Here is a 25,678-nt window from a genome sequence, read left to right as displayed (position 1 = left end):
CCCCCCCCACCCCGAGCGGGGCGGGTCCCCCCGGGGGGAAACCGCCCCTTCTCAGGAACCGTCGGCGGTCACACGGACCGCCCTCGGATCACTTGGCGCGCTCGAGGATCTCCACCAGACGCCACCGCTTGGTCGCGGAGGTCGGGCGGGTCTCCATGACGAGGACACGGTCGCCGATGCCGGCGGTGTTCTCCTCGTCGTGGGCCTTGAACTTGCTCGTCTTGGTCGTGACCTTGCCGTAACGGGCGTGCTTCACACGCTCCTCGACCTCGACGACGATGGTCTTGTCCATCTTGTCGGAGACCACGTAGCCGCGGACCGTCTTGCGGTACGGGCGCTCGCTGGAGGACGCGTGCGCGCCTTCCTTCTCGAGCACCTCGAGCTCCTCGGCGGCCGGGGTCTCGGCCTGGGTGTTGTCAGTCATCTCTGTTCCTCGCTTCGCGGTCACTCGGCGGCGCCGGGCGCCTGACGGATGCCCAGCTCGCGCTCGCGCAGGATCGTGTAGATCCGTGCGATGTCCTTCTTGACGGACCGCAGACGGCCGGAGCTCTCGAGCTGACCGGTCGCGGACTGGAAACGAAGCTTGAACAGCTCGTCCTTCGCCTTCGCCAGCTCCTCGGCCAGCTTCGCGTCGTCCAGCTTGTCGAGTTCATCGGCGGTGAGCTTGGTCGCTGCCATCAGATGTCACCACTCTCTCGGCTCAGGATGCGGCACTTCATGGGGAGCTTGTGGATCGCCAGGCGCAGTGCCTCGCGAGCCACCTCCTCCTCGACGCCGGCGATCTCGAACATGACCCGTCCCGGCTTGATGTTGGCGACCCACCACTCCACGGAGCCCTTGCCGGAGCCCATGCGGACCTCGGCGGGCTTCTTGGTGAGCGGTCGATCGGGGTAGATGTTGATGAACACCTTGCCGCCACGCTTCATGTAGCGGGTCATGGCGATACGTGCCGCCTCGATCTGACGGTTGGTGACGTAGGCCGGCGCGAGCGCCTGGATGCCGTAGTCGCCGAACGCCAGATCGGTGCCGCCCTTGGCCATGCCGCTGCGGGTCGGGTGGTGCTGCTTGCGGTGCTTGGTCCTGCGAGGGATCAGCATGTCGCTCAGGCCTCCGTTCCGGACTGCTGTGCGGGAGCGGACGCCTGCTCGGCGGGTGCCGCGGCCGGAGCAGCGGACTGCTCGGCGTTGTCCCCACGACGCGCGGTGGCGTTGCGCTCGTTGCGACGGCCGCGCGGGCGCTCGGCACGCGGGCCGCGTCCGCCGGAGCGGGGACCCTGCGAGGCGGCCTGCTGAGCCGCGAGCTCCTTGGCGGTGACATCGCCCTTGTAGATCCACACCTTCACGCCGATGCGGCCGAAGGCGGTGCGGGCCTCGTAGAAGCCGTAGTCGATGTTCGCCCGGAGGGTGTGCAGCGGCACGCGCCCCTCGCGGTAGAACTCGTTGCGGCTCATCTCGGCGCCGCCGAGACGACCGGACACGGCCACTCGGATGCCCTTCGCACCGGCGCGCTGCGCGGACTGCATGCCCTTGCGCATCGCACGGCGGAAGGAGACGCGGGCGGCGAGCTGCTCGGCGATGCCCTGAGCGACCAGCTGCGCATCGGCCTCGGGGTTCTTGACCTCGAGGATGTTCAGCTGGATCTGCTTGCCGGTGAGCTTCTCGAGCTCGCCGCGCAGACGCTCGGCCTCCGCGCCACGACGCCCGATGACGATGCCCGGGCGAGCGGTGTGGAGGTCGACGCGGACACGATCACGGGTGCGCTCGATCTCGACCTTGGAGATGCCGGCACGCTCGAGCCCCTTGGACATGAGCGCACGGATCGCGACGTCTTCCTTCACGTAGTCGCGGTACCGCTGCCCCTCCTTCGAGGAGTCGGCGAACCACCGGCTGCTGTGCTCCGTGGTGATCCCGAGGCGGAACCCGTTCGGATTGACCTTCTGGCCCATTCGGGACTCCTTACTTGTTCACGGGAGCGACCACCACGGTGACGTGGCTGGTGCGCTTCTTGATCTGGAAGGCTCGACCCTGTGCACGCGGCTGGAACCGCTTCATGGTCGGACCCTCATCGACGAATGCGGCGGAGACGACGAGCTCGCGCTCATCGAAGCGCTCCCCCGTCTGATCTGCCTTCACCCGCGCGTTGGCGATCGCGGACTCGACGAGCTTGAGGACGGGCTCACTGGCGGCCTGCGGGGCGAACCGCAGGGTGTCCAGGGCCTCGGCCGTGCTCTTGCCACGAATCAGGTCCACAACGCGGCGAGCCTTCATGGGCGACATGCGGAGGTACCGCACCTGCGCCTTGGCTTCCATTGCTGTCCTGCTTTCTTCTGGATGTCGGGACGTGCTGCCGTGCTGACCTGAGGTCAGCGACGACGGCCCTTTCTGTCGTCCTTCTCGTGGCCCTTGAAAGTCCGCGTGGGAGCGAACTCGCCGAGCTTGTGGCCGACCATCGACTCGGTGACGAACACCGTGACGTGCTTGCGACCGTCATGCACTGCGAAGGTGTGGCCGAGGAAGTCCGGGGTGATGACCGAACGACGCGACCAGGTCTTGATGAGGTTCTTGGTGCCCTTCTCGTTCTGGACGTCCACCTTCTTCTGAAGGTGGTCGTCCACGAACGGGCCCTTGGCGATACTGCGAGGCATAGTCTCTGATTCTCCCTATCAGCGCTTCTTGCCGGTCCGGCGACGGCGCACGATGAGCTTGTCGCTCTCCTTGCCCGGTCGACGGGTGCGGCCCTCGGGCTGACCCCAGGGCGAGACCGGATGACGACCACCGGAGGTGCGGCCCTCGCCGCCACCATGCGGGTGATCGACGGGGTTCATGACCACGCCGCGCACGTGGGGGCGCTTGCCCTTCCAGCGCATGCGACCGGCCTTGCCCCAGTTGATGTTGGACTGCTCGGCGTTGCCGACCTCGCCGATGGTGGCGCGGCAGCGGGCATCGACGTTGCGGATCTCGCCGGACGGCATGCGCAGCTGCGCGTACGGTCCTTCCTTGGCGACCAGCTGCACGGAGGCGCCGGCGCTGCGGGCGATCTTGGCACCGCCACCGGGGCGCAGCTCGATCGCGTGGATCACGGTGCCCAGGGGGATGTTGCGCAGCGGCAGGTTGTTGCCGGGCTTGATGTCCGCGCCCGGACCGTTCTCGATCCAATCGCCCTGACGCAGCTTGGCCGGCGCGAGGATGTAGCGCTTCTCGCCGTCCAGGTAGTGCAGCAGCGCGATGCGCGCGGTGCGGTTCGGGTCGTACTCGATGTGAGCGACCTTCGCCTTGACGCCGTCCTTGTCGTGACGGCGGAAGTCGATCACGCGGTAGGCCCGCTTGTGGCCACCGCCCCGGTGACGGGAGGTGATACGACCGTTGCTGTTGCGACCGCCGGACTTGGACAGCGGACGGACCAGCGACTTCTCCGGCGTGGACCGGGTGACCTCGACGAAGTCGGCGCCACTCGAGCCGCGACGACCGGGCGTGGTCGGCTTGCTCTTACGAATTGCCATGTGGGTTTCCCTCAGACTCTCTTCGGCTCCTCGGACATCGGCCGCCTCAGGCGACCGACCCTCCGAAGATGTCGATGGCTCCGTCAGTCAGGGTGACGATGGCGCGCTTGGTGTCCTTGCGCTTGCCGGTCCCGAAGCGCGTGCGGCGCGACTTGCCCTGACGGTTGATCGTGTTGACCGAGGAGACCTTGACGTCGAAGACCTTCTCGACGGCGATCTTGATCTCGGTCTTGTTGGCGTCGGCAGCCACCAGGAAGGTGTACTTGCCCTCGTCCATCAGCCCGTAGCTCTTCTCGGAGACGACCGGGGCCAGCAGGACGTCGCGGGGATCCTTGTTCAGCGAGGTCACTTCGACTCCTCCTCGGCGGCCTCATCGGCCGGGCTGGACTCCTTGACCGCGTTCACGAAGCCGGCGGCCTTGGCGGCCTCCTCGCTCGCGAACCAGACCTCGGCCTTGGTGCGGCCGTACCACGGGGAGTCCGGGGTGTGGAACTTCATCGAGTCCTGGTTGCCCTTGATGGTGAAGCCCTCGGGGGCGGAGCCGTCGGCCGTGGGGACCGCGGAACCCTCACCGAAGGGGGCCTCCTCGGCAGCGGCCGGGGCCGCGGCCTTCGCGGCGGCGGGAGCCGCAGCGGCCTTCGCCTCGGCGAGGGTCGAGGTGGGCAGGGCCAGGGTCGCCTGGGCCACGAAGTCCTCGAGAGCGGCGGCGGTGAAGACCACGTCGTCGGAGAGCATGACGTCGTAGGTGTTCACCTGGTCCGCGTACAGGACGTGGGTGGTCGGCAGGTTGCGCGAGCTCAGCGCGCCCAGGTCGTCGTCCCGGCGCACGACCACCAGCAGGTGGCGACGGTCGGAGACGTTCGCGAGGGTCTGGCGCACGAGCTTGGTCGATGCGACATCGCCCTCGAGAAGCGAGGAGACGACGTGCACGCGGCCGTTGCGGGCCCGATCGGAGAGGGCTCCGCGCAGGGCGGCGGCCTTCATCTTCTTCGGGGTGCGCTGGCTGTAGTCGCGCGGGACGGGGCCGTGGACGATGCCGCCGCCGGTGAACTGCGGGGCGCGCAGGGAGCCCTGACGGGCACGACCGGTGCCCTTCTGCTTCCAGGGCTTCTTGCCGCCGCCGCGCACCTCGGCGCGGGTCTTGGCCTTGTGGGTGCCCTGACGGGAGGCCGCCTGCTGGGCGACGACCACCTGATGGATCAGGGGCACGTTGGTCTGCACGTCGAAGATCGACGCGGGCAGCTCGACGGTGCCGGACTTCTTACCGGCCGGATCGAGCACGTCGACAGTCAGGTTCGCTGCCATCGGGCTCAGGCCTCCTTCGCGGGGCTCTTGACAGCCGAGCGGACGAGCACGAGGCCGCCCTTGGGGCCGGGGACGGCACCCTTGACGAGCACGAGGCCCTTCTCGACGTCGACCGCGTGAACGGTCAGGTTCTGGACACTGGTGCGGTCGCCGCCCATGCGGCCAGCCATGCGCTGACCCTTGAACACGCGACCGGGGGTGGAGGCGCCGCCGATGGAACCGGGCTTGCGGTGGTTGCGGTGCGCGCCGTGGGAGGCGCCGACACCGGAGAACCCGTGGCGCTTCATGACGCCCGCGGTGCCCTTGCCCTTGGAGGTGCCGACGACGTCGACCTTCTGCCCGGACTCGAAGACCGACGCATCGATCTCCTGGCCGAGGGTGTAGTCGGCGGCGTCGACGGTGCGCAGCTCGACGAGGTGACGGCGCGGGGTCACGCCGGCCTTCTCGAAGTGGCCCTTGAGCGGCTGCGACACCTTGCGCGGGTCGATCTGCCCGTAGGCGATCTGGACCGCGTCGTATCCGTCGGTCTCGACGGAGCGGATCTGGGTGACGACGTTCGCACCGGTCTGCACGACGGTCACGGGGACGAGCTTTCCGTTCTCGTCCCAGACCTGGGTCATGCCGAGCTTGGTGCCGAGCACGCCGGACACCGGAGCGGCCTTCTGGCCGGTCAGTTCGTTGCTCATCTCCACCACCCTCAGAGCTTGATCTCGATGTTGACGTCCGCCGGCAGATCGAGGCGCATGAGCGAGTCCACGGCCTTGGGCGTGGGATCGACGATGTCGATCAGTCGCTTGTGCGTGCGCATCTCGAAGTGCTCACGGGAGTCCTTGTACTTGTGCGGCGACCGGATGACGACGAACACGTTCTTCTCGGTCGGCAGCGGCACCGGGCCCACAACAGTCGCGCCGGCACTGGTGACCGTGTCGACGATCTTGCGCGCCGAGCTGTCGATCACCTCGTGGTCGTACGACTTGAGCCGGATGCGGATCTTCTGTCCCGCCATGGCGTCCTGTCTCTCTTCTTCGTCTGGCATGGATGCAACCGGCTCCCGGTACCCGAGGACGGGCGTGTCGGCCTCTGCGGGGCACACGAGCCCAGCATCGAACCGCCGTGAATCGGCTGCTTCTGCGTCTGTTCCCTGTCACGATGCGCGGTCCGCGCCCAGTGGCGCGGTTCGCATCCTCGGGACGGACCTCATCCGGTGATCATTCGCCGAGGAGGACCCTCGGAGAACGGAACCGGGCATGTCGGCCCGCGCAGACAACTTGAACAGTCTGCCAGAGAGCGGAGCACTCCCACAAGGGAGAGGCAGGTGCAGCCCGTCACACGGGGCCTGTCGGACCGACGGAGGGCCCGGACGTCCCCGTCCGGGCCCTCCCCCGCGCCGGTCCCCGTCGGCCCCGCGGATGCTCACTTGTTGGTGCTCGGCCCGATCCCGCCCTGCAGCTGGCGCTGGAAGATCAGATAGACGATCAGCACCGGCAGGATCGTGATCGTCACGGAGGCGAACATCGCTCCCCAGTCCGAGTCGTAGCCCTGCTGGGCCTGCATGTTCGCCAGGCCCTGGGCCAGCACGAACTTGTCGCGGTCGGTGTTCAGGACGATCGGGAGCAGGAACTGGTTCCACAGCCCCAGGAAGTTGAAGATCGTCACGCTGGCCATGCCCGGTCCGGCCATCGGCAGCATCACCTGGAAGAAGGTGCGGAAGTCGCCGGCGCCGTCGATGGCCGCCGCCTCCCCGATCTCCTCGGGCAGCTGCCGGAAGAAGGCGTAGAGGAAGAAGACCGTGAACGGCAGCGCGAATCCCACGTAGGCCATGATCAGGCCGAAGTAGGTGCCACGGATGTGCAGCGACTCCATGACGAAGAACAGCGGCACCACGGCCAGGAACAGCGGGAAGGTGAGCCCGGCGATCAGCGCGTAGTAGAGCACGCGCCGGCCCGGGAACTCGTAGCGCGCCAGCACGTAGGCGCACATGGCGCCGAGCAGCATCACCAGGAACAGCGCGCAGCCCACCACCAGGACCGTGTTGCCGAAGAACCGGCCGATGCCGGCCTCCGTCCAGGCGGTGACGAAGTTGTCGAGGTTCCACTCCTCCGGGAGCGCGAAGGGCGAGGCGAGGATCCCGCCGGAGGTCTTGAACGAGCTGAACACGGTCCAGAGCAGCGGCAGGATCACGATCAGGCCCCAGATCGCGAGGATGACCTGGGCGATGATCGTGAAAGCGCGGTCACCGGCGCTGCGCTTCTGCCGGCGGGGCTCGGGGCGCTCGGGAGGAGCGGCTGCCGTCGCGGGGGTGCCGGACGGGGCCTGGTTCTCGAGGCTCATCGCGCGTCCTCCTTCTGCCGCGTCCCGAACAGGACCAGGACGGCCATCAGCATCGTGATCAGCGCCATCACCACGCCCATCGCCGAGGCCATCCCGAAGCGGGAGTCGCTGAAGGCGGTCTGGTACAGGTACCGCGAGACGACCTCGGTGCTCTTGCCGATGCCTCCGCTGGGCGTCATCACGCTGATGTAGACGAACATGTCCAGGGCCATGATCCCCATGTACACGGCGGCGGTGGAGACGTTCTCCCGGATCATCGGCAGGATCACCGCGATCGAGATCCGGAACCGGCCGGCGCCGTCGATCCGTGCGGCCTCGATCACCTCGGAGGGGATCGACTTGATCGCCGCGACGAACAGGACCATGTAGAAGCCCACCAGGCTCCACACCACCGCGGCGACGATCGCGAGCAGCGCGAACCGCCGGTCGCCGAGCCAGGCGATCGAGATGTCCAGCCCCACGAGGTTCAACGGGAGGTTCAGCAGACCGTTGAGAAGACCGCCGTTGGGCGAGTAGATGAAGGCGAAGAGGATGCCGACGACGACCGCGGGGATCACGTACGGGAAGAAGCTCACGACGCGGAAGATCGTGGCCCCGCGGATGCCGCGGATCGCGCCGCGGGTGTTGCCGCCGACGGTCACGAGGATCGCGAGGGCGAAGGCGAGCGAGATCGTCACCACCGGGAGCACGATCATGAAGATGACGTTGTTGCGCAGCGCCTTGAGGAAGATCGGGTCCTGGAACAGCGTGATGTAGTTGTCGAGCCCGATGAACTGAGGTGCTCGGGCCAGGCCGCGCCAGTCCGTGAGCGAGTAGTAGAACGCCTGCAGGAACGGCGAGACGACGAAGACCACGTACACCAGCATCGGCACGCCCAGGAAGAGCGCGAAGAACAGGATGCGGGACGGGGTGACGCGGACCCGCGCCCCCCGGGAGCGCGGGGCGCTCTCGGGGGGCGCGGTGGGGGGAACAGCCGTCATCATTCGACGTCGAACTTCTCGATGCTGTCGTCCTCGCGGATCGCGTCGATCGCGGCCTGCTCGCGCTCGCGCACCTCGTCGGCGCTGATGTCACCGTTGAGGAACTCGGCCCACAGCGGCTTGAGGTCATCCCCCATGCCGTACCAGTCGGAGAAGTTGAACGTGAAGACGTCCTCGCCGGCGGTCTCGATCATGGAGCTCACCGAGGACAGCGCGGTCGAGCCGAAGCCGTCCTCGGGGATGGTGTCCTGGACGATCGTCATCGAGGAGGTGAGCTCGGAGAAGTTCTGGCACTGCTCCTTGGAGAGCATCACGCGCAGGAACTCGAGGCCGCCCGCACCGTTGGCCGCCTGGCTGGGGACCATGAACGGCTCCCCCGCCGCGCCGTGGATCGCACCGGCGCCCATCGCCGCGCCGTCGGAGAGCAGCGGGGTCGCGGCCCCGGTCATCTCGTAGTCGTCGGGCGTGGTGCTGCGCTGCTCGTTCTCGATCCAGGACCCGGAGGGATACATGACCGCCTTGCCGGTCACCCACTCCGTCTGGGCCTCGGTGTGCTTGATGCCCGCGCCGCCGGCGAGGAAGTAGCCCTCCGAGACGGCGTCCTCGATCGCCGCGAAGGCGTCGATGATCGGCTGCTGCTCGAAGGCGCCCTCCTCGAGGAGGTCCAGCGACCTGGCGACCTCCGGACCGCCCTCCTTGATCGCCATGGAGACGGCGAGCTCATGGAAGTAGTCCGCCGCGTTCTGCCCGCCCCAGGCGAACAGGGCCAGATCCTCCTTCTTGGCCTCCTCGCCGATGGTCATGACGTCGTCCCAGGTGGTCGGGGCCTCCCAGCCCTTCTCCTCGAACTGCTTGGCGGAGTACCACAGCGCGAACACCGTGTACATGTAGTTCAGCGCGAAGAGCTTCCCCGAGTAGGTGCCGGGCACCAGCACGCCCGGCAGCAGGGAGTCGCCGATCGTGCCGCCGTCGAGCGAGGGCGCCTCGATGAGAGCGCCGAGCTCGGAGAGGCTGCCGTCGGAGATCAGGGCGCTGGTGTTCATGTTCTGGGCGCCGGAGTTGTCGAAGAGGTCGGGCGGGTCGCCGCCGATGAAGCGGGGCTGGAGGTCGGGCTGGATGTTCACCGTCGAGGAGACATCGGCGGTGGTGCCGGGGTGGAGCTCCTCGTACTTCTCGCCGGCGTCCTTCGCGTACTGGTCGCCGTAGCCGCCGTTGAAGATCACGACGTCGACGGTCGAGTCCTCGGCGATGCCGAAGGGGTTGTCGTCGCTGACCTCGCCCTCGCCCTCGACGACGGCGCCTCCTGCGCCCTCGTCGCCGTCCTCGTCCCCACCACCGCCACCGGTCGCGCAGGCGCTGAGCGCCACCGCACCGGTGCCGAGGGAGGCGAGCGAGAGGAACCGGCGCCGGGAGGCGCCCATCCTGTCCAGCGGGGTCTCGAGCAGGGGATCGTTCTGGGGGTCCATGGGTGGCCTCATTCGTTGTTCGTCGTCGAATACGAGTGCTGTACCGGACCCTAGCCGGTTCTGGACCTCTGTCACGTCGACTCACCGTGCTGTGTCCCCGATCGTTATCCAGCGCCCCGGAACGCGACCCCCGCGCCGGCACCCACCTCGCGTGCGGGCCGGATCCAGCCTCCTCCCTCATCACTGCTCTACCGTGGCCCCATGAGTCAGCCGCTGCAGAACTCCTCACCCCTGACCGCTCGTCTCTACGATCTCGAGTACCCCCGCTCGCTGGGCGTGTACAGCACCTACCAGGAGGTGCAGTCGGTCGTGGACACCCTGGCCGACAACTCGTTCCCGGTGCAGAGCACCCTCATCGTGGGCACCGATCTGAAGCTGATGGAGCGCGTCACCGGCCGCAGGACGTGGCCGCGGGTCCTCGGGCAGGGCGTGCTCTCCGGCCTCTGGATGGGCTTGTTCCTGGGGCTGCTGCTGCTCCTGATCACCCCCGGGAACTTCATGGTGGTGCTGACCAGCATCCTCCTGGGCATCATCTTCTTCACGGTGTGGTCCGCCGTGGGCTACGCGATGACCGGCGGGAAGCGGGACTTCACCTCGATGACCGCCACCATCCCGATGCAGTACGAGCTGCTCGTCGAGCACAAGCACGCCGAGCAGGCGCGGAAGATCCTGGCCGAGTTCGGTGCCGCTCCCGCCTCGATGCCCGCCGCGCCCCACCCCGCCCCGCAGACGGCACAGCAGCCCGGCGCCCCGAGCGTCGGCACCTCCCCGGGGGGCCACGACCCTCGGCAGGGCGCTGCGCAGCAGGGCACCGGTCAGCAGTTCGGCGTGAGCCCGCAGCAGGGGTCCGCGCAGCACGGCGCAGGCACGCAGCACGGCGCGGGCTCGCAGCACGGCGGGCCGTACGGCACCTCGCCCTACGGTGCAGGCACCGGCGGGTCGCCGTCGGCCCCCGCACGGCCCTCGTACGGACAGCCGGCCACCCCTGCCGCTCCCCCGGCCGCCACCGGTGATCCGGCCCGCTCCGGCCGCCCGAGCTTCGGCCGGCCCGCCGGTGAGGGGGACGGTGAGCAGCCTCGGACCGGGCAGGCCGATCAGGACCGTCCCGCCGACTCGGACCGCGACGCCGGGAGCTGATGCCGCACGACGCCCGGACATCCGGGACCAGCGCGTCGCGGCCCACGGAGAAGCCCCCGCCTCGAGGCCCTGAGCCCGGAGGAGCGGGGGCTTCGTCGTGCCCGGACATGCGGAAGGGCCCCGCACCGGTCTCCCGGTGCGGGGCCCTCGCTGCTCAGCTCTCGCTGGGCGGTCGCCTCACGGCTGCGGGGTCTCCCCCGCGGTGATCACTTGGTGATCTTGGTGACGCGGCCGGAGCCCACGGTGCGGCCACCCTCACGGATGGCGAAGCCGAGGCCCTCCTCCATGGCGATCGGCTGGATCAGCTCGACCGACATCTCGGTGTTGTCGCCGGGCATGACCATCTCGGTGCCCTCGGGCAGCGTGATGACGCCGGTGACGTCGGTGGTCCGGAAGTAGAACTGCGGACGGTAGTTCGAGTAGAACGGGTTGTGACGGCCACCCTCGTCCTTGGACAGGATGTAGACCTGGCCCTCGAAGTTGGTGTGCGGGGTGATGGTGCCGGGCTTGGCCACGACCTGGCCGCGCTCGACGTCCTCGCGCTTGGTGCCGCGGAGCAGCAGACCGCAGTTCTCGCCGGCCCAGGCCTCGTCCATCTGCTTGTGGAACATCTCGATGCCGGTGACGATCGTCTTCTGCGGCTCGCGGATGCCGAGGATCTCGACCTCCGAGTTGATCGCGAGCTTGCCGCGATCGACCTTGCCGGTGACGACGGTGCCACGACCCTGGATCGTGAAGACGTCCTCGATCGGCATGAGGAAGGGCTGGTCGAGGTCGCGGACCGGGTCCGGGATGGACGCGTCGACGGCCTCCATGAGCTCAGCGATCTTCTCGATCCACTTCTCGTCGCCCTCGAGGGCCTTGAGAGCGGAGACCTGGATGACGGGCGCATCCTCGTCGAAGCCCTGGGAGCCCAGCATCTCGCGGACCTCCATCTCGACGAGCTCGAGGATCTCCTCGTCGTCGACCATGTCGGCCTTGTTGAGTGCGGCGAGCAGGTAGGGGACGCCGACCTGCTTGGCGAGCAGCACGTGCTCACGGGTCTGCGCCATCGGGCCGTCGGTGGCGGCGACCACGAGGATCGCGCCGTCCATCTGAGCAGCGCCGGTGATCATGTTCTTCACGTAGTCGGCGTGGCCCGGGGCGTCGACGTGCGCGTAGTGGCGCTTGTCGGTCTCGTACTCGATGTGCGAGACGTTGATCGTGATGCCGCGCTGCTTCTCCTCGGGCGCGTTGTCGATCGTGTCGAAGTCACGCTTCTCGTTGACCTCGGGGAACTTGTCGTACAGAACCTTCGAGATCGCAGCGCTCAGCGTGGTCTTGCCGTGGTCGACGTGACCGATGGTGCCGATGTTGACGTGCGGCTTGGTCCGCTCGAACTTGGCCTTCGCCATGGTGGTGTCCTCCTAGGACTTCGTATCGTGGTACTTCTGGATCGGGATCGGATCCCGCCCCGGGAGGGCGGGCCGATGGGAGAGGCGGGGGACGCAGGAGAAGGAGCCTACCTGCTTCCCCCGACTCCTCACTCGCCCCGGGTCTTCGCGACGATCTCCTCGGCAATGCTGCCGGGAACCTCCGCGTAGCTGTCGAACTGCATGGTGTACATCGCACGACCCTGGGTCTTGGACCGCAGGTCGCCGACGTAGCCGAACATCTCCGACAGCGGGACGAGAGCACGGACGATCTTGACCCCGCTCGCGTCCTCCATCGACTGGACCTGACCTCGCCGGGAGTTCAGGTCGCCGATGACATCTCCCATGTACTCCTCCGGAGTACGGACCTCGACGTCCATGAGGGGCTCGAGGAGGATCGGCTGCGCCTTGCGCAGGGCCTCCTTGGCCGCCATGGAGCCGGCGATCTTGAAGGCCATCTCCGAGGAGTCGACGTCGTGGTAGGCGCCGTCGAGGAGGGAGGCCCTGACGTTCACGACCGGGTAGCCGGCCATGATGCCGGACTGCAGGGCGTCCTGGATGCCCGCGTCCACGCTCGGGATGTACTCGCGCGGGATGCGACCGCCGGTGACCTTGTTCTCGAACTCGTAGAACACGCCGTCCTCGGCGTCCGTCAGCGGGCCGAAGGTCAGCTGGACCTTCGCGAACTGGCCGGAGCCGCCGGTCTGCTTCTTGTGGGTGAAGTCGAACTTCTCCACCGTCCGCTTGATCGTCTCGCGGTAGGCCACCTGCGGCTTGCCGATGTTCGCCTCGACGTTGAACTCGCGGCGCATGCGGTCCACGAGGATGTCGAGGTGCAGCTCGCCCATGCCCTTGATGACGGTCTGGCCGGTCTCCTCGTCGAGCTCCACCTGGAAGGTCGGGTCCTCCTTGGCGAGCTTCTGGATGGCCACACCCAGCTTCTCCTGGTCGCCCTTGGTCTTGGGCTCGATCGCCACCGAGATCACGGGCTCCGGGAAGCTCATGGACTCCAGCTGGATCGGGTTGGACGCATCGGTCAGGGTGTCACCGGTGGTGGTGTCCTTCAGGCCGATGAACGCGTAGATGTGGCCCGCGAAGGCCTCGTCCACCGGGTTCTCCTTGTTGGAGTGCATCTGGAACAGCTTCCCGACGCGCTCCTTCTTGCCGGTGGTGGCGTTCAGGATCTGCTCGCCCTGCTTGACCTGGCCCGAGTAGACGCGGACGTAGGTCAGCGACCCGAAGAACGGGTGCGCGGCGACCTTGAAGGCGAGCGCCGAGAAGGGCGCGTCCCAGTCGGCGGCGCGAGTCAGCTCGGTCTCCTCGTCGCCCGGCTTGTGGCCGACCATGTCGGGCACGTCGAGCGGCGAGGGCAGGTAGTCGATGACACCGTTGAGCATGGGCTGGACGCCCTTGTTCTTGAACGCGGTGCCGCAGAAGACCGGGTAGGCCTCGGAGTTGACGGTCATCGACCGGATGCCGGACTTGAGCTCGTCGACGGTGAGGTCGCCCTCCTCGAGGTACTTGTCCATGAGCTCCTCGGAGCTCTCGGCGACGTCCTCGACCAGCTTGGAGCGGTACTCGTCGACCGTGTCCTGCAGGTCGGCGGGGATCGGGATCTCCCGCTGCCACTGGCCGAGCGAGGGATCGCCCTTCTTCGAGTTGATCGCCTTCATGTCCTCCTCGAGAGTCTCGGGCCAGTCGTAGGCCTTCATCTCGACGAGATCGATGATGCCGGTGAAGTCGTTCTCCGCACCGATCGGGATCTGCATGACCAGGGGCTTCGCGCCGAGGCGCTCCACGATGGTCTTGACGGTGAAGAAGAAGTCGGCGCCCAGCTTGTCCATCTTGTTGACGAAGCAGATGCGGGGCACGTCGTACTTGTCGGCCTGGCGCCAGACGGTCTCCGACTGGGGCTCCACGCCCTCCTTGCCGTCGAACACCGCGACGGCGCCGTCGAGCACGCGCAGCGAGCGCTCCACCTCGACGGTGAAGTCGACGTGGCCCGGGGTGTCGATGATGTTGATCTGGTTGTCGTGCCAGTAGCAGGTCGTCGCGGCCGACGTGATGGTGATGCCGCGCTCCTTCTCCTGCTCCATCCAGTCCATGGTGCCGGCGCCGTCGTGGGTCTCGCCCATCTTGTAGTTCACGCCGGTGTAGAAGAGGATGCGCTCGGTCGTGGTGGTCTTGCCGGCATCGATGTGAGCCATGATGCCGATGTTGCGGACCTTGTTCAGGTCGCTGAGCACTTCGAGTGCCACGGGCTTGTGCCTTTCTGGAGAGCGGATGCTGGTGGAGCTGCCGGAGGGCGGCGGGTGGGGCCCACCCCGAAGGGTGGACCCCACCATGCACTCACCAGCGGTAGTGCGCGAAGGCCCGGTTGGACTCGGCCATCTTGTGGGTGTCCTCGCGACGCTTGACAGCGGCGCCGAGGCCGTTGGAGGCGTCCAGGATCTCGTTCATCAGACGCTCGGTCATCGTGTTCTCGCGGCGGGCGCGGGAGTAGCTGACCAGCCAGCGCAGGGCGAGGGTCGTGGCACGGCCGGGCTTGACCTCGATCGGCACCTGGTAGGTCGCACCGCCGACACGGCGGGAGCGGACCTCGAGGGACGGCCGGATGTTGTCCAGCGCCTTCTTCAGGGTGACGACCGGGTCCTGGCCGTTCTTCTCACGGGCGCCCTCGAGCGCTCCGTAGACGATCCCCTCGGCGACGGTCTTCTTGCCGTCCAGGAGGATCTTGTTGATGAGCTGGGTGACGATCGGCGAGCCGTAGACGGGGTCGACGACCAGCTGGCGCTTGGGAGCGGGGCCCTTACGAGGCATTACTTCTTCTCCTTCTTCGCGCCGTAGCGGGAGCGCGCCTGCTGGCGGCCCTTGACCGACTGGGTGTCCAGCGCGCCGCGGACGATCTTGTAGCGGACGCCGGGGAGGTCCTTCACACGACCGCCGCGGACGAGCACGATGGAGTGCTCCTGGAGGTTGTGGCCCTCGCCGGGGATGTACGCGGTGACCTCGACGCCGGTCGACAGCTTCACGCGCGCGATCTTGCGCAGCGCGGAGTTCGGCTTCTTCGGGGTCTGGGTGTAGACACGGGTGCAGACACCGCGGCGCTGGGGCGAACCCTTGAGCGCGGGCGTCTTCGAGGAGGACGAACGGGCGTCCCTCCCCTTGCGCACCAACTGCTGAATAGTGGGCACAGCTTCTCTTCCTGTTCGGCCGCCGAGGCTGTTCGCCTCGGAGGATCGACAACTTCGACCGCTCGCGCGGTCGGCGACCCGATGCACCGTCCCCCTCTGCCCGGGAACGTCGGCGGATCGACCCGCCCGTCAGGCGATGGCGCCGGACGGGCGTCCTGGAGGACCGTGATCGGTGCCCGCGGTCGGACGGCCGGGCGGGGCCGTCGTTCCCGTATTCGGGCACGCCGCAAGGATCCGCTCCTCGCGGGGGACACCCCCCGCCGGCCCCGAGGGGCGGCGGGTCAGTCCCGGGTCACGACCAGAGGGCACTCCGGACGCACCTGCAGTCTACTGAGATGCGCCGTACGCGGTCAAAGCTTCCCCCGTGTTCCGACGCAGATCACATGACGACGCGCACCGCGCGACGCGCCGGCGCCCCGACGGAGGGGTAGGGACGCGACGAGCGCGCCGCAGGATCTGCGGCGCGCTCGTCGTCACGTGGTGACCGTGCGGTCAGCGGGGCTGAGGTCAGCGGATGCCGAGCTGGGAGGTGCAGGAGGGCCAGGCGCCCCAGCCCTGACCGGCCTGGACCTTCTTGGCGATGTCGATCTGCTGCTCGCGGGTGGCCTGGTGCGCGACCGGGGCGTACTTGCCGCCGCCGAAGCCGAGCCAGGTGGACTTGGTGAACTGCAGCCCGCCGGAGAAGCCGTTGCCGGTGTTGATGGACCAGTCGCCGCCGGACTCGCACTGGGCCAGGCGGTCCCACACGGAGCCGTCGGAGACCGACGGGGCCGAGGCACCGGAGTCGCCCGAGGACTCCTCGGACTCGCTGCGCTCGGAGCTGCGGTTGGACTTGGTGTCGCTCGAACGCTTCTCGCCCGAGGAGGACGAGGAGGACGACTCGCTCGAGGAGCTCGAGGAGGAGGACTCCTCGGCCGAGGAGGTCTCCGGCTCGGGCTCCGGGGCCGGCTTGACCTTGGTGCCCTTGGCGACGACCTCGGTGACCGGCTCGGTCACGACGTCCTCGGAGACCAGCTCGGACTCGGTGACCTCGCCGTCGACGACGGTCTCGGTGAACACCTTCTCCTTCTCGCCGGCCTTGCCCTCGGTGGTGGTCTTCGTGGTGCCCTCGTAGAGCGAGTCGTCCTCGACGGTCTTGGTCTCGAACGGGATCTTCTCGGTCTCGGTGCGCTCCTTCTCGCGGATGCGCTCGACGGTGTGGGTCGCGCCGTCCTCGAGCAGGGTGTCCCGCGGGACGTCGGCCTCGTCGGTGTCCTCGATGTTGCCGAGCACCTTCTCCATCGCCTCGCCGACGGTCAGCGCGGTCACCTCGAAGGTGTCCTCGCCGTACTGGCCCACGAAGGTGACGGTCTTGCGGGTGATGACCTCGACCTCGCCCTCGGCGTCCGCCAGGGTGGTCTCGGGGGCAGGCGTGATCGCGGCGCCGTCGGCCGCGTACTCGGCCTCGTCGAGGGCGTCGGCGACGGTGTCACCGGTGGTGAGCAGCTCCTGCTCCTCGCCGTCGACGGTCACGGTCACCGGGGTGCGCTGGATGACCTGGATGTCCATGCCGTCGGTGACGGTCTCCTCGAGTCCCGGCAGCACGAGGTCGGTGTCCTTGACCTCGATGCCCTCGGCGGCGAGCAGGTCACCGACGGTGGTCTGGGAGAAGGTGCGGACGGAGGACTCCTCGCCGTACCGGGAGATCTGGGCCTCGCTCGACATGGCGAAGGCGGTGCCGCCGCCTCCGACGGCGACGACGCACACGGTCGCGGCCCCGACGATCCACGGAGTCTTCTTCACTGTTCCACCCTGTTCCTGCCGCGCACGCGCGGCGATGACGTGTCGTTCCCTGAGCATGGGATCCCGCTCGGCGGGATCTGCAGCTCCGACACGCGCGCGGCCCCGAGGAGCGGGGCCGCAGGAATGGTCACGAGGGAACTGCCAGGATCCATGGTTTCCCGCATCGGCCGGATCCGTAAGGGGCAGGGGCAGAGTTTGAGGAACCGCCCAGGAGGTCTTTACCCTCTCGTGAACCTCGGCGTCGGGCAGGTCACCCCCGCGGGCCGCGCAGGGGGCCGCGGGGCGACCTGGACCACAGCGGCCACTCCCCCACGACGCTGCGCGTCCGCTCCCCCCCCTGGCGCTCCCACCACGGCGTGCGCTCCCGCCGTCACCGCCCCGGCACGACGCCGCGGGGCGGCCCCACCATGATGGTGGGACCGCCCCGCGGCGGAGGGTCGCGCCGACTCAGCGGAAGTCGGTGCGGAACGGATCAGCGTAGTCGATGTCGTCGAGGTTGACGGCACCGGTCTGGCCGAAGCCGGAGAAGTCCAGCTCGTCGTAGCCGGGCACCTGGTACATCTGCGCCTTGGCCTCCTCGGTGGGCTCGACCGCGATGTGGCGGAACCGCGACAGGCCGGTGCCCGCGGGGATGAGCTTGCCGATGATGACGTTCTCCTTGAGCCCCATGAGCTGGTCGCTCTTGCGGTTCAGGGCGGCCTCGGTGAGCACTCGGGTGGTCTCCTGGAAGGAGGCTGCCGAGAGCCACGACTCGGTCGCGAGCGACGCCTTGGTGATGCCCATCAGCTCCGGACGGCCCGAGGCGGGCTGTCCGCCCTCGGAGAGGACGCGACGGTTCTCCCGCTCGAAGGTGACCCGCTCGGCGAAGTCGCCGGGCAGCAGATCGGTGTCACCGGACTCGATGACGGTCACGCGACGCAGCATCTGCCGCACGATGACCTCGATGTGCTTGGCGTGGATGTCCACACCCTGGCTGATGTACACCTTCTGGACCTCGTCCACCAGGTGCTGCTGCACGGCCCGGGGGCCGAGGATGCGCAGCACCTGCTTCGGATCGACCGAGCCCTGCGTGAGCTGCTGACCGACGTCGATGTGATCGCCGTCGGCGATCAGCAGGGTCACGCGCTTGGAGACGGTGTAGGAGACCGGGTCCGAGCCGTCGTCCGGGGTGACCGTGATCCGACGCTGCTTGTCGTTCTCCTCGATCTCCGCGCGACCGGCGAACTCGGAGATCGGGGCGAAGCCGGCCGGGGTGCGGGCCTCGAAGAGCTCCTGCACACGCGGCAGACCGTGGGTGATGTCGCCGTCGGCGCTGGCCACACCGCCGGAGTGGAAGGTACGCATGGTCAGCTGGGTCCCGGGCTCACCGATGGACTGGGCCGCGACGATGCCGACGGCCTCGCCGATGTCGACCAGCTGGCCGGTCGCGAGCGAGCGGCCGTAGCACTGGGCACAGGTGCCCACCGCCGAGTCGCAGGTGAGCACGGAGCGGATCTTCGCCTCGCGCACGCCGGCCTCGACGAGCTGCTCGATGACCACGTCGCCGAGCTCGGTGCCGGCCGGCGCGGCCTCGGTGCCGTCGGCACCGGTGGCCGCGGTGGCCAGGACACGACCGTAGACCGTGGACTCCGCGTGCTCGTGGGGGCGCAGCACGCCGGCCTCCTCGACCGCGATCGGCAGGACCAGTCCCTTGGTGGTGCCGCAGTCGTCCTCGCGGACGATGACGTCCTGCGAGACGTCGACCAGACGACGGGTCAGGTAGCCGGACTGCGCGGTCTTCAGCGCCGTGTCCGCCAGGCCCTTGCGCGAGCCGTGCGAGGCGATGAAGTACTCCAGGACCGAGAGCCCCTCCTTGTAGTTGGAGAGGATCGGACGCGGGATGATCTCGCCCTTGGGGTTGTTCACCAGGCCGCGCATGCCGGCGATCTGGCGGATCTGCATCCAGTTGCCGCGGGCGCCCGAGTCCACCATCCGGTAGATGGTGTTGGTCGACTCGAAGTTCTCCCGCATCGCCTGGTCGACCTCGTTGGTCGCCTCGGTCCAGATGTCGATCAGCTCCATGTTGCGCTCGGTCTCGGAGACCAGACCGAGGTCACGGTTCTCCTGGACCTGGGCGGCCTTCGCCTCGTACTTGGCGATGATCTCGGGCTTGCTCGGCGGGGTCACCACGTCGGACAGCGCGAAGGACGCACCCGAGCGCGTGGACCAGGCGAAGCCGTAGGCCTTCAGCGCGTCGAGCGACGCGGCGACCTGACCCTTGTCGTAGCGCTCGGCGAGGGCGTTGACGATGCCGCCCAGACGCTTCTTGCCGACCTGGCCCTGCACGAACGGGAAGTCCACCGGCAGCGTCTCGTTGAAGTGCACGGCACCCAGGGTGGTGGTCAGGACGATCGGATCGCCCTCGGTCCAGCCCTCGGGGGCCTCCCAGTCGCTCGGCGGGACGACGTCCGTGAAGCGGATGGAGACCGGCGCGTTCAGGTGCAGGTCACCGCGGTCGAAGGCCATGATCGCCTCCGCCTCGGAGGCGAAGGAGCGACCGGCGCCCGCGACGTCCTCGCGCACCGTGGTGATGTGGTACAGGCCGATGATCATGTCCTGGGCGGGCATGGTCACGGGGCGACCGTCGGAGGGCTTGAGGATGTTGTTGCTGGACAGCATCAGGATGCGCGCCTCGGCCTGCGCCTCTGCCGAGAGCGGCAGGTGCACGGCCATCTGGTCGCCGTCGAAGTCCGCGTTGAACGCGGCGCAGACCAGCGGGTGCAGGTGGATGGCCTTGCCCTCCACCAGCTGCGGCTCGAAGGCCTGGATGCCCAGACGGTGCAGGGTGGGCGCACGGTTCAGCAGCACCGGGTGCTCGGTGATGACCTCTTCGAGGACGTCCCACACCTCGGGACGCGCACGCTCGACCATCCGCTTGGCGGCCTTGACGTTCTGGGCGTGGCTGAGCTCGACCAGGCGCTTCATCACGAAGGGCTTGAACAGCTCGAGCGCCATCCCCTTGGGCAGACCGCACTGGTGCAGCCGGAGCTGCGGGCCGTTGACGATGACGGAGCGGGCGGAGTAGTCCACGCGCTTGCCCAGCAGGTTCTGGCGGAAGCGGCCCTGCTTGCCCTTGAGCATGTCGGAGAGCGACTTCAGCGGGCGGTTGCCCGGGCCGGTGACCGGACGGCCGCGACGGCCGTTGTCGAACAGCGAGTCGACCGACTCCTGCAGCATGCGCTTCTCGTTGTTCACGATGATCTCGGGGGCACCGAGGTCCAGCAGCCGCTTGAGGCGGTTGTTGCGGTTGATCACGCGACGGTACAGGTCGTTGAGGTCGGAGGTCGCGAAGCGGCCGCCGTCCAGCTGCACCATCGGGCGCAGGTCCGGGGGGATCACCGGGACGGCGTCCAGCACCATGCCGACGGGCGAGTTGGTGGTGGACAGGAACGCGGAGACGACCTTGAGGCGCTTGAGGGCGCGGGCCTTCTTCTGGCCCTTGCCGGTGGCGATGATCTCGCGCAGCGAGACCGCCTCGGCCTCGAGGTCGAAGTCCTGGAGCCGACGCTGGATCGCCTCGGCGCCCATGCCGCCCTCGAAGTAGGTGCCGTAGCGCAGCTTCATCGCGCGGTAGAGCTGCTCGTCGCCCTCGAGGTCGGCGACCTTGAGGGACTTGAAGCGCTCCCACACGCGGGTGATGCGGTCGATCTCGGCGTCGTACTTCTTGCGGATCTGCGCCTGCTCGCGCTCGCCGGAGTCGCGGACCTTGCGCTTCGCGTCGGCCTTGGCGCCCTCCTCCTCGAGCTGGGCGAGGTCCTTCTCCGCGGACAGCGCGCGCTGGTTGATCGCGGCGTCGCGCTCGTTCTCGAGCTCCTTGACCTCGAGGTCGAAGCGCGCCTGCAGGTCGGGCATGTCGTCGTGACGGGCCTGCTCGTCCACCGCCGTGATCATGTACGCGGCGAAGTAGATGATCTTCTCGAGATCCTTCGGCGCGAGATCCAGCAGGTAGCCCAGGCGGCTCGGGACGCCCTTGAAGTACCAGATGTGGGTGACGGGGGCGGCGAGCTCCACGTGACCCATGCGCTCACGGCGCACGGAGGACTTGGTGACCTCCACGCCGCAGCGCTCGCAGACGATGCCCTTGAAGCGGACGCGCTTGTACTTGCCGCAGTAGCACTCCCAGTCCCGGGTGGGGCCGAAGATGCGCTCGCAGAACAGGCCGTCCATCTCGGGCTTCAGGGTGCGGTAGTTGATGGTCTCGGGCTTCTTGACCTCGCCGTGGGACCAGCCGCGGATGTCATCGGCAGTGGCGAGACCGATGCGCAGCTCATCGAAGGTGTTGACGTCGAGCACAGGTGTCCTTCTCTCGATCGGAAGTCGTGGTGTCTGAGGGAACGGGGGTCGAGGGCGGGGCCGGGACGGCGATGGTCAGCGCTGCTGCGCGGACGGGCATCGTCCCGGTCCCCCGTCCGTCAGACCTCTTCGATGGAGCCGACGCCCTCGTGGGGCCGGCGGGACAGGTCGATGCCGAGCTCCTCCGCGGCGCGGAAGACCTCCTCGTCGTTCTCCTGGACCTCCTGGGCGGTGCCGTCGCTGGACAGCACCTCCACGTTCAGGCAGAGCGACTGCATCTCCTTGAGCAGCACGCGGAAGGACTCGGGGATCCCGGGCTCGGGGATGTTCTCGCCCTTGACGATCGCCTCGTAGACCTTGACGCGGCCGGCGATGTCGTCGGACTTGATCGTCAGCAGCTCCTGCAGGGCGTACGCGGCGCCGTAGGCCTCGAGCGCCCACACCTCCATCTCGCCGAAGCGCTGGCCGCCGAACTGTGCCTTGCCGCCCAGGGGCTGCTGCGTGATCATCGAGTACGGACCGGTCGAGCGGGCGTGCAGCTTGTCGTCCACCAGGTGGTGGAGCTTCAGCATGTACATGTAGCCCACGGAGATCGGATCCGGGAACGGCTCGCCGGAGCGGCCGTCGAACAGGCGCGCCTTGCCGTTCTCCTTGACCATCCGCTCGCCGTCCCGGTTCGGACGGTGATTGGCGATCAGGCCGGTGACCTCGTCGGCGGTGAGGCCGTCGAAGACGGGGACCGCGACCGGGGTGCCGGGCTCACCGTGCAGGGCCGCCTCGGGCAGGTCCGCGGCCGCCGCGTCCGCGGCGTCCAGGTCCCAGCCGGCCTTGGCCACCCAGCCCAGGTGGGTCTCCATGACCTGGCCGATGTTCATACGACCGGGCACGCCCATCGGGTTCAGGATGATGTCCACCGGGGTGCCGTCCTCGAGGAACGGCATGTCCTCGACCGGCAGGATCTTGGCGATGACGCCCTTGTTGCCGTGACGGCCGGCGAGCTTGTCGCCGTCGGTGATCTTGCGCTTCTGGGCCACGTAGACGCGGACCATCTCGTTGACGCCGGTGGGGAGGATGTCCCCGTCCTCGTCGTCGTTGAAGACCTGCACGCCGATGACGGTGCCGGACTCGCCGTGGGGGACGCGCAGCGAGGTGTCGCGCACCTCGCGGGCCTTCTCGCCGAAGATGGCGCGCAGCAGGCGCTCCTCCGGGGTCAGCTCGGTCTCGCCCTTCGGGGTGACCTTGCCGACCAGGATGTCGCCCGGCTCGACCTCGGCGCCGATGCGGATGATGCCGCGCTCGTCGAGATCGGCCAGCACGTCGTCGCCGACGTTCGGGATGTCCCGCGTGATCTCCTCCTTGCCCAGCTTGGTGTCGCGCGCGTCGACCTCGTGCTCCTCGATGTGGATCGAGGTGAGGACGTCGTCCTGGACCATCCGCGAGGACAGGATGATGCCGTCCTCGTAGTTGTGGCCCTCCCACGACATGAACGCGACCAGAAGGTTCTTGCCGATGGACAGCTCACCCTGATCGGTCGAGGGGCCGTCAGCCAGGATCGACCCCGCCTCGACGCGGTCGCCCTCGTCGAACAGCACGCGCTGGTTGTAGGAGTTGCCCGCGTTGGAGCGCTCGAACTTCCCGATCGGGTAGGTCTGACGGGTGCCGTCGTCGGCCATCACCACGATGAGGTCGGCGGACAGCTCCTCGATGACGCCGCCCTTCTCCGCGACGACCACGTCGCCCGCGTCGACCGCGGCGCGACGCTCCATGCCGGTGCCGACCAGCGGCATCTCGGAGCGCAGCAGCGGGACGGCCTGCCGCTGCATGTTCGAGCCCATGAGCGCACGGTTGGCGTCGTCGTGCTCGAGGAAGGGGATCATCGCGGTGGCCACGGAGACCATCTGACGGGCGGAGACGTCCATGTAGTCGACGTCCTCGACGGCGACCAGGTCCGGCTCGCCGCCGGCCAGACGCACCAGGACCTCCTCCTCGAGGAAGCGGCCCTCCTCGTCGATCTTGGCGTTGGCCTGCGCGATGATGTGCCGGTCCTCGTCATCCGCGGTGAGGTAGACGACCTCGTCGGTGACGTGGCCGTCGACCACCTTGCGGTACGGGGTCTCGACGAATCCGAAGGGGTTGATGCGGGCGAAGGTCGCCAGCGAGCCGATCAGGCCGATGTTCGGACCCTCCGGGGTCTCGATCGGGCACATGCGGCCGTAGTGCGACGGGTGGACGTCACGGACCTCCATGCCGGCGCGGTCGCGGGAGAGTCCGCCCGGGCCGAGCGCCGACAGACGCCGCTTGTGGGTCAGGCCCGACAGCGGGTTGTTCTGGTCCATGAACTGCGAGAGCTGGGAGGTTCCGAAGAACTCCTTGATCGCCGCGGTGACCGGACGGATGTTGATCAGGGTCAGCGGCGTGATCGCCTCGACGTCCTGGGTGGTCATGCGCTCGCGGACGACGCGCTCCATGCGGGACAGGCCCGTGCGCACCTGGTTCTGGATCAGCTCGCCCACCGCGCGGATGCGACGGTTGCCGAAGTGGTCGATGTCATCGGTCTCGACGCGGACGGGACGGCCGTCCTTGCTCGTGTACTCGCTGACGCCGTCGTGCAGGGCGACGATGTACTTGATGGCCGCGACGATGTCCTGCAGGCGCAGGGTCGACTCGGAGAGGCTGCCCTCGAGGCCGAGCTTCTTGCCGATCTTGTAGCGGCCGACCTTGGCGAGGTCGTAGCGCTTGGCGTTGAAGTAGAGGTTGTTCAGCATCGCCTCGCCCGCATCGCGCGTGGGCGGCTCGCCCGGCCGCTGCTTGCGGTAGATGTCGATGAGCGCCTCGTCCGGGGAGGAGATGCGGTCCTTCTCGAGCGTGGAGCGCATCGACTCGAACTCGCCGAACTCCTCGAGGATGTCGCTGTGGGACATGCCCAGGGCCTGCAGCAGCGTGGTGACCGACTGCTTGCGCTTGCGGTCGATGCGCACGCCGACCTGGTCGCGCTTGTCGACCTCGAACTCGAGCCAGGCTCCGCGCGAGGGGATGACCTTCGCGGAGAAGATGTGCTTGTCGCTGGTCTTGTCGATGGACTCCTCGAAGTACACGCCCGGGGAGCGGACCAGCTGCGAGACGACGACACGCTCGGTGCCGTTGATGATGAACGTGCCCTTCTCGGTCATGAGCGGGAACTCGCCCATGAAGACCGTCTGGGTCTTGATCTCACCGGTCTCGTTGTTCATGAACTCCGCGATGACGTACAGCGGAGCGGCGTAGGTGAGGTCCTTCTCCTTGCACTCGTCGACCGTGTACTTCGGGTCGTCGAAGGTGTGATCGCGGAAGGACAGCGACATGTTGCCGGCGAAGTCCTCGATCGGGGAGATCTCCTCGAGGATGTCCGCGAGACCGGAGGTCTGGGGGACGTCCTCGCGACCGGCGGCGGAGGCCTCAGCGGCCCGCTCCTGCCAGCGCTCGTTGCCCAGCAACCAGTCGAACGAGGTGGTCTGCAGACTCAGCAGATCCGGGACCTCGATCGGGTCGCCGAGCTTCGCGAAGGTGACGCGAGGGGAGGCGGTACGAAGTGCGATGTCAGTGGTGCGATCGGTGCTCGAGGCAGCCAAGGGGGGTCCTTCCACAGGCCGATGACGGAATCCCAGGCGCGGCGAACACCCGTCAGGGCGGTGGAGCAGACAATGTGGTGTACAGAGGCAGCAGAACCGACGGGAGACGCACAGCGCAAGGACCGAGCATAGACAAGATCGCGGATGGACGCAAGCGTCGCGACGCGACCGGTCCATCCGCGTCGGCCGCTATATGCCTGGCGCGGGGGTTCTGCCGGTGCTTCCTGCCCGTCTGGCTCGACCGTCCCGGTGGTCTCATCACACCGGGAGCGTGCGGCAGGAACAGCTCCGTACGGGAAAAAGCATGGAGGGAAAATCCTGCGGAGTCAAGCAGCGGCGGGTTCGCCCGGAGTGTCGCCGCTCGTCAGAGGTGCTTTCCAGGGCGACACCCCGCAGAGCGCGCGCTCCGCGGTCGCGCTCGTGCCCTGCGGTCCCCCGGCCGCCGCCCCGTCCTCACGGCGGTGGGCCGTCCCGTGCGGGCCGCCTCCCTGCTCGCCGAGGCGGCCCGCCATGACCTCGCATGATCTCGGTCACCGCGCCGGAGGGCCGACGGATGCGGGACCTCGCCGGGGCGGGCGCTCGCGGTCTCGCTCCCCGTGGGTCCGCACCCCTCGTGCGCGCGACCTCCCTCC

General features: G+C 68.2%; 22 protein-coding genes. 1 reads left to right on the top strand and 21 read right to left on the bottom strand.

Features of this window, described 5'->3' with window-relative positions; genetic code table 11:
- Window positions 1–88: 88 nt before the first annotated feature.
- The 14 genes from rpsQ to ngcE form a co-directional block, all read right to left on the bottom strand.
- The gene (gene rpsQ, locus ACT3SP_RS16330) at window positions 89–424 is read right to left on the bottom strand and encodes a 30S ribosomal protein S17 (RefSeq protein ID WP_444588356.1); all 336 of its coding nucleotides are present in this window, start codon (window positions 422–424) and stop codon (window positions 89–91) included.
- Window positions 425–444: 20 nt separating this feature from the next.
- The gene (gene rpmC / locus ACT3SP_RS16325; protein ID WP_015776369.1) at window positions 445–678 is read right to left on the bottom strand and encodes a 50S ribosomal protein L29; all 234 of its coding nucleotides are present in this window, start codon (window positions 676–678) and stop codon (window positions 445–447) included.
- The gene (gene rplP, locus ACT3SP_RS16320; protein WP_444588355.1) at window positions 678–1,097 is read right to left on the bottom strand and encodes a 50S ribosomal protein L16; all 420 of its coding nucleotides are present in this window, start codon (window positions 1,095–1,097) and stop codon (window positions 678–680) included. Before rplP ends, rpmC begins: the two co-directional genes overlap by 1 nt.
- 5 nt (window positions 1,098–1,102) lie before the next feature.
- Window positions 1,103–1,945, bottom strand: coding sequence for a 30S ribosomal protein S3 (gene rpsC, locus ACT3SP_RS16315; protein ID WP_444588354.1), 843 nt, complete (start codon window positions 1,943–1,945; stop codon window positions 1,103–1,105).
- Between the two features lie 10 nt (window positions 1,946–1,955).
- Window positions 1,956–2,309: a 50S ribosomal protein L22 gene (gene rplV, locus ACT3SP_RS16310; RefSeq protein WP_444588353.1), complete on the bottom strand. Its 354-nt coding sequence runs from the start codon at window positions 2,307–2,309 to the stop codon at window positions 1,956–1,958.
- Between the two features lie 53 nt (window positions 2,310–2,362).
- Window positions 2,363–2,644: a 30S ribosomal protein S19 gene (gene rpsS, locus ACT3SP_RS16305; RefSeq protein ID WP_422115356.1), complete on the bottom strand. Its 282-nt coding sequence runs from the start codon at window positions 2,642–2,644 to the stop codon at window positions 2,363–2,365.
- 18 nt (window positions 2,645–2,662) lie between these two features.
- The gene (gene rplB / locus ACT3SP_RS16300; protein WP_444588352.1) at window positions 2,663–3,499 is read right to left on the bottom strand and encodes a 50S ribosomal protein L2; all 837 of its coding nucleotides are present in this window, start codon (window positions 3,497–3,499) and stop codon (window positions 2,663–2,665) included.
- A gap of 46 nt (window positions 3,500–3,545) precedes the next feature.
- Window positions 3,546–3,848: a 50S ribosomal protein L23 gene (rplW, locus tag ACT3SP_RS16295; RefSeq protein ID WP_444588351.1), complete on the bottom strand. Its 303-nt coding sequence runs from the start codon at window positions 3,846–3,848 to the stop codon at window positions 3,546–3,548.
- Complete coding sequence (gene rplD, locus ACT3SP_RS16290; RefSeq protein WP_444588350.1) at window positions 3,845–4,804, bottom strand: 50S ribosomal protein L4, sunset domain variant; 960 nt, start codon at window positions 4,802–4,804, stop codon at window positions 3,845–3,847. The genes rplW and rplD overlap by 4 nt, the downstream gene beginning before the upstream one ends.
- A 5-nt stretch (window positions 4,805–4,809) precedes the next feature.
- Window positions 4,810–5,490: a 50S ribosomal protein L3 gene (gene rplC / locus ACT3SP_RS16285; RefSeq protein ID WP_444588349.1), complete on the bottom strand. Its 681-nt coding sequence runs from the start codon at window positions 5,488–5,490 to the stop codon at window positions 4,810–4,812.
- An 11-nt stretch (window positions 5,491–5,501) separates the two neighbouring features.
- Entirely contained in the window at window positions 5,502–5,810 is a 309-nt protein-coding gene (rpsJ, locus tag ACT3SP_RS16280; protein WP_010550334.1) for a 30S ribosomal protein S10, read from the bottom strand.
- A 407-nt stretch (window positions 5,811–6,217) separates the two neighbouring features.
- Window positions 6,218–7,135 (bottom strand): carbohydrate ABC transporter permease, encoded by a 918-nt coding sequence (locus tag ACT3SP_RS16275; protein WP_444588348.1) that lies wholly within the window; start codon window positions 7,133–7,135, stop codon window positions 6,218–6,220.
- Window positions 7,132–8,118: a carbohydrate ABC transporter permease gene (locus ACT3SP_RS16270; protein ID WP_444588347.1), complete on the bottom strand. Its 987-nt coding sequence runs from the start codon at window positions 8,116–8,118 to the stop codon at window positions 7,132–7,134. Before ACT3SP_RS16270 ends, ACT3SP_RS16275 begins: the two co-directional genes overlap by 4 nt.
- Window positions 8,115–9,581: an N-acetylglucosamine/diacetylchitobiose ABC transporter substrate-binding protein gene (gene ngcE, locus ACT3SP_RS16265; RefSeq protein ID WP_444588346.1), complete on the bottom strand. Its 1,467-nt coding sequence runs from the start codon at window positions 9,579–9,581 to the stop codon at window positions 8,115–8,117. Before ngcE ends, ACT3SP_RS16270 begins: the two co-directional genes overlap by 4 nt.
- Before the next feature lie 201 nt (window positions 9,582–9,782).
- On the opposite strand from ngcE, the gene ACT3SP_RS16260 reads away from it, so the two are divergent.
- Complete coding sequence (locus ACT3SP_RS16260) at window positions 9,783–10,718, top strand: general stress protein (protein WP_444588345.1); 936 nt, start codon at window positions 9,783–9,785, stop codon at window positions 10,716–10,718.
- Window positions 10,719–10,924: 206 nt separating this feature from the next.
- Here the strand turns inward: ACT3SP_RS16260 and tuf are convergent, their stop codons facing one another.
- From tuf to rpoB, 7 genes are all read right to left on the bottom strand, one after another.
- Window positions 10,925–12,112 (bottom strand): elongation factor Tu, encoded by a 1,188-nt coding sequence (gene tuf / locus ACT3SP_RS16255; protein WP_444588344.1) that lies wholly within the window; start codon window positions 12,110–12,112, stop codon window positions 10,925–10,927.
- A 128-nt stretch (window positions 12,113–12,240) separates the two neighbouring features.
- Window positions 12,241–14,388 (bottom strand): elongation factor G, encoded by a 2,148-nt coding sequence (gene fusA / locus ACT3SP_RS16250; protein ID WP_444588343.1) that lies wholly within the window; start codon window positions 14,386–14,388, stop codon window positions 12,241–12,243.
- A gap of 91 nt (window positions 14,389–14,479) precedes the next feature.
- Window positions 14,480–14,950, bottom strand: coding sequence for a 30S ribosomal protein S7 (rpsG, locus tag ACT3SP_RS16245; protein WP_114853740.1), 471 nt, complete (start codon window positions 14,948–14,950; stop codon window positions 14,480–14,482).
- Window positions 14,950–15,324 (bottom strand): 30S ribosomal protein S12, encoded by a 375-nt coding sequence (gene rpsL, locus ACT3SP_RS16240; protein ID WP_087484111.1) that lies wholly within the window; start codon window positions 15,322–15,324, stop codon window positions 14,950–14,952. The genes rpsG and rpsL overlap by 1 nt, the downstream gene beginning before the upstream one ends.
- Before the next feature lie 507 nt (window positions 15,325–15,831).
- A complete protein-coding gene (locus tag ACT3SP_RS16235; RefSeq protein ID WP_444588342.1) occupies window positions 15,832–17,106 on the bottom strand; it encodes a resuscitation-promoting factor in 1,275 nt (424 codons plus the stop codon).
- A 447-nt stretch (window positions 17,107–17,553) separates the two neighbouring features.
- Window positions 17,554–21,438: a DNA-directed RNA polymerase subunit beta' gene (locus tag ACT3SP_RS16230; protein WP_444588341.1), complete on the bottom strand. Its 3,885-nt coding sequence runs from the start codon at window positions 21,436–21,438 to the stop codon at window positions 17,554–17,556.
- 119 nt (window positions 21,439–21,557) lie between these two features.
- Window positions 21,558–25,046, bottom strand: a complete 3,489-nt coding sequence (gene rpoB / locus ACT3SP_RS16225; protein WP_444588340.1) for a DNA-directed RNA polymerase subunit beta — start codon at window positions 25,044–25,046, stop codon at window positions 21,558–21,560.
- Between the last annotated feature and the right edge of the window lie 632 nt (window positions 25,047–25,678).

The organism is Brachybacterium sp. AOP43-C2-M15 (assembly GCF_052446295.1).
GTDB lineage: Bacteria > Actinomycetota > Actinomycetes > Actinomycetales > Dermabacteraceae > Brachybacterium.
This window is presented reverse-complemented; position numbering and strand designations above follow the sequence as displayed.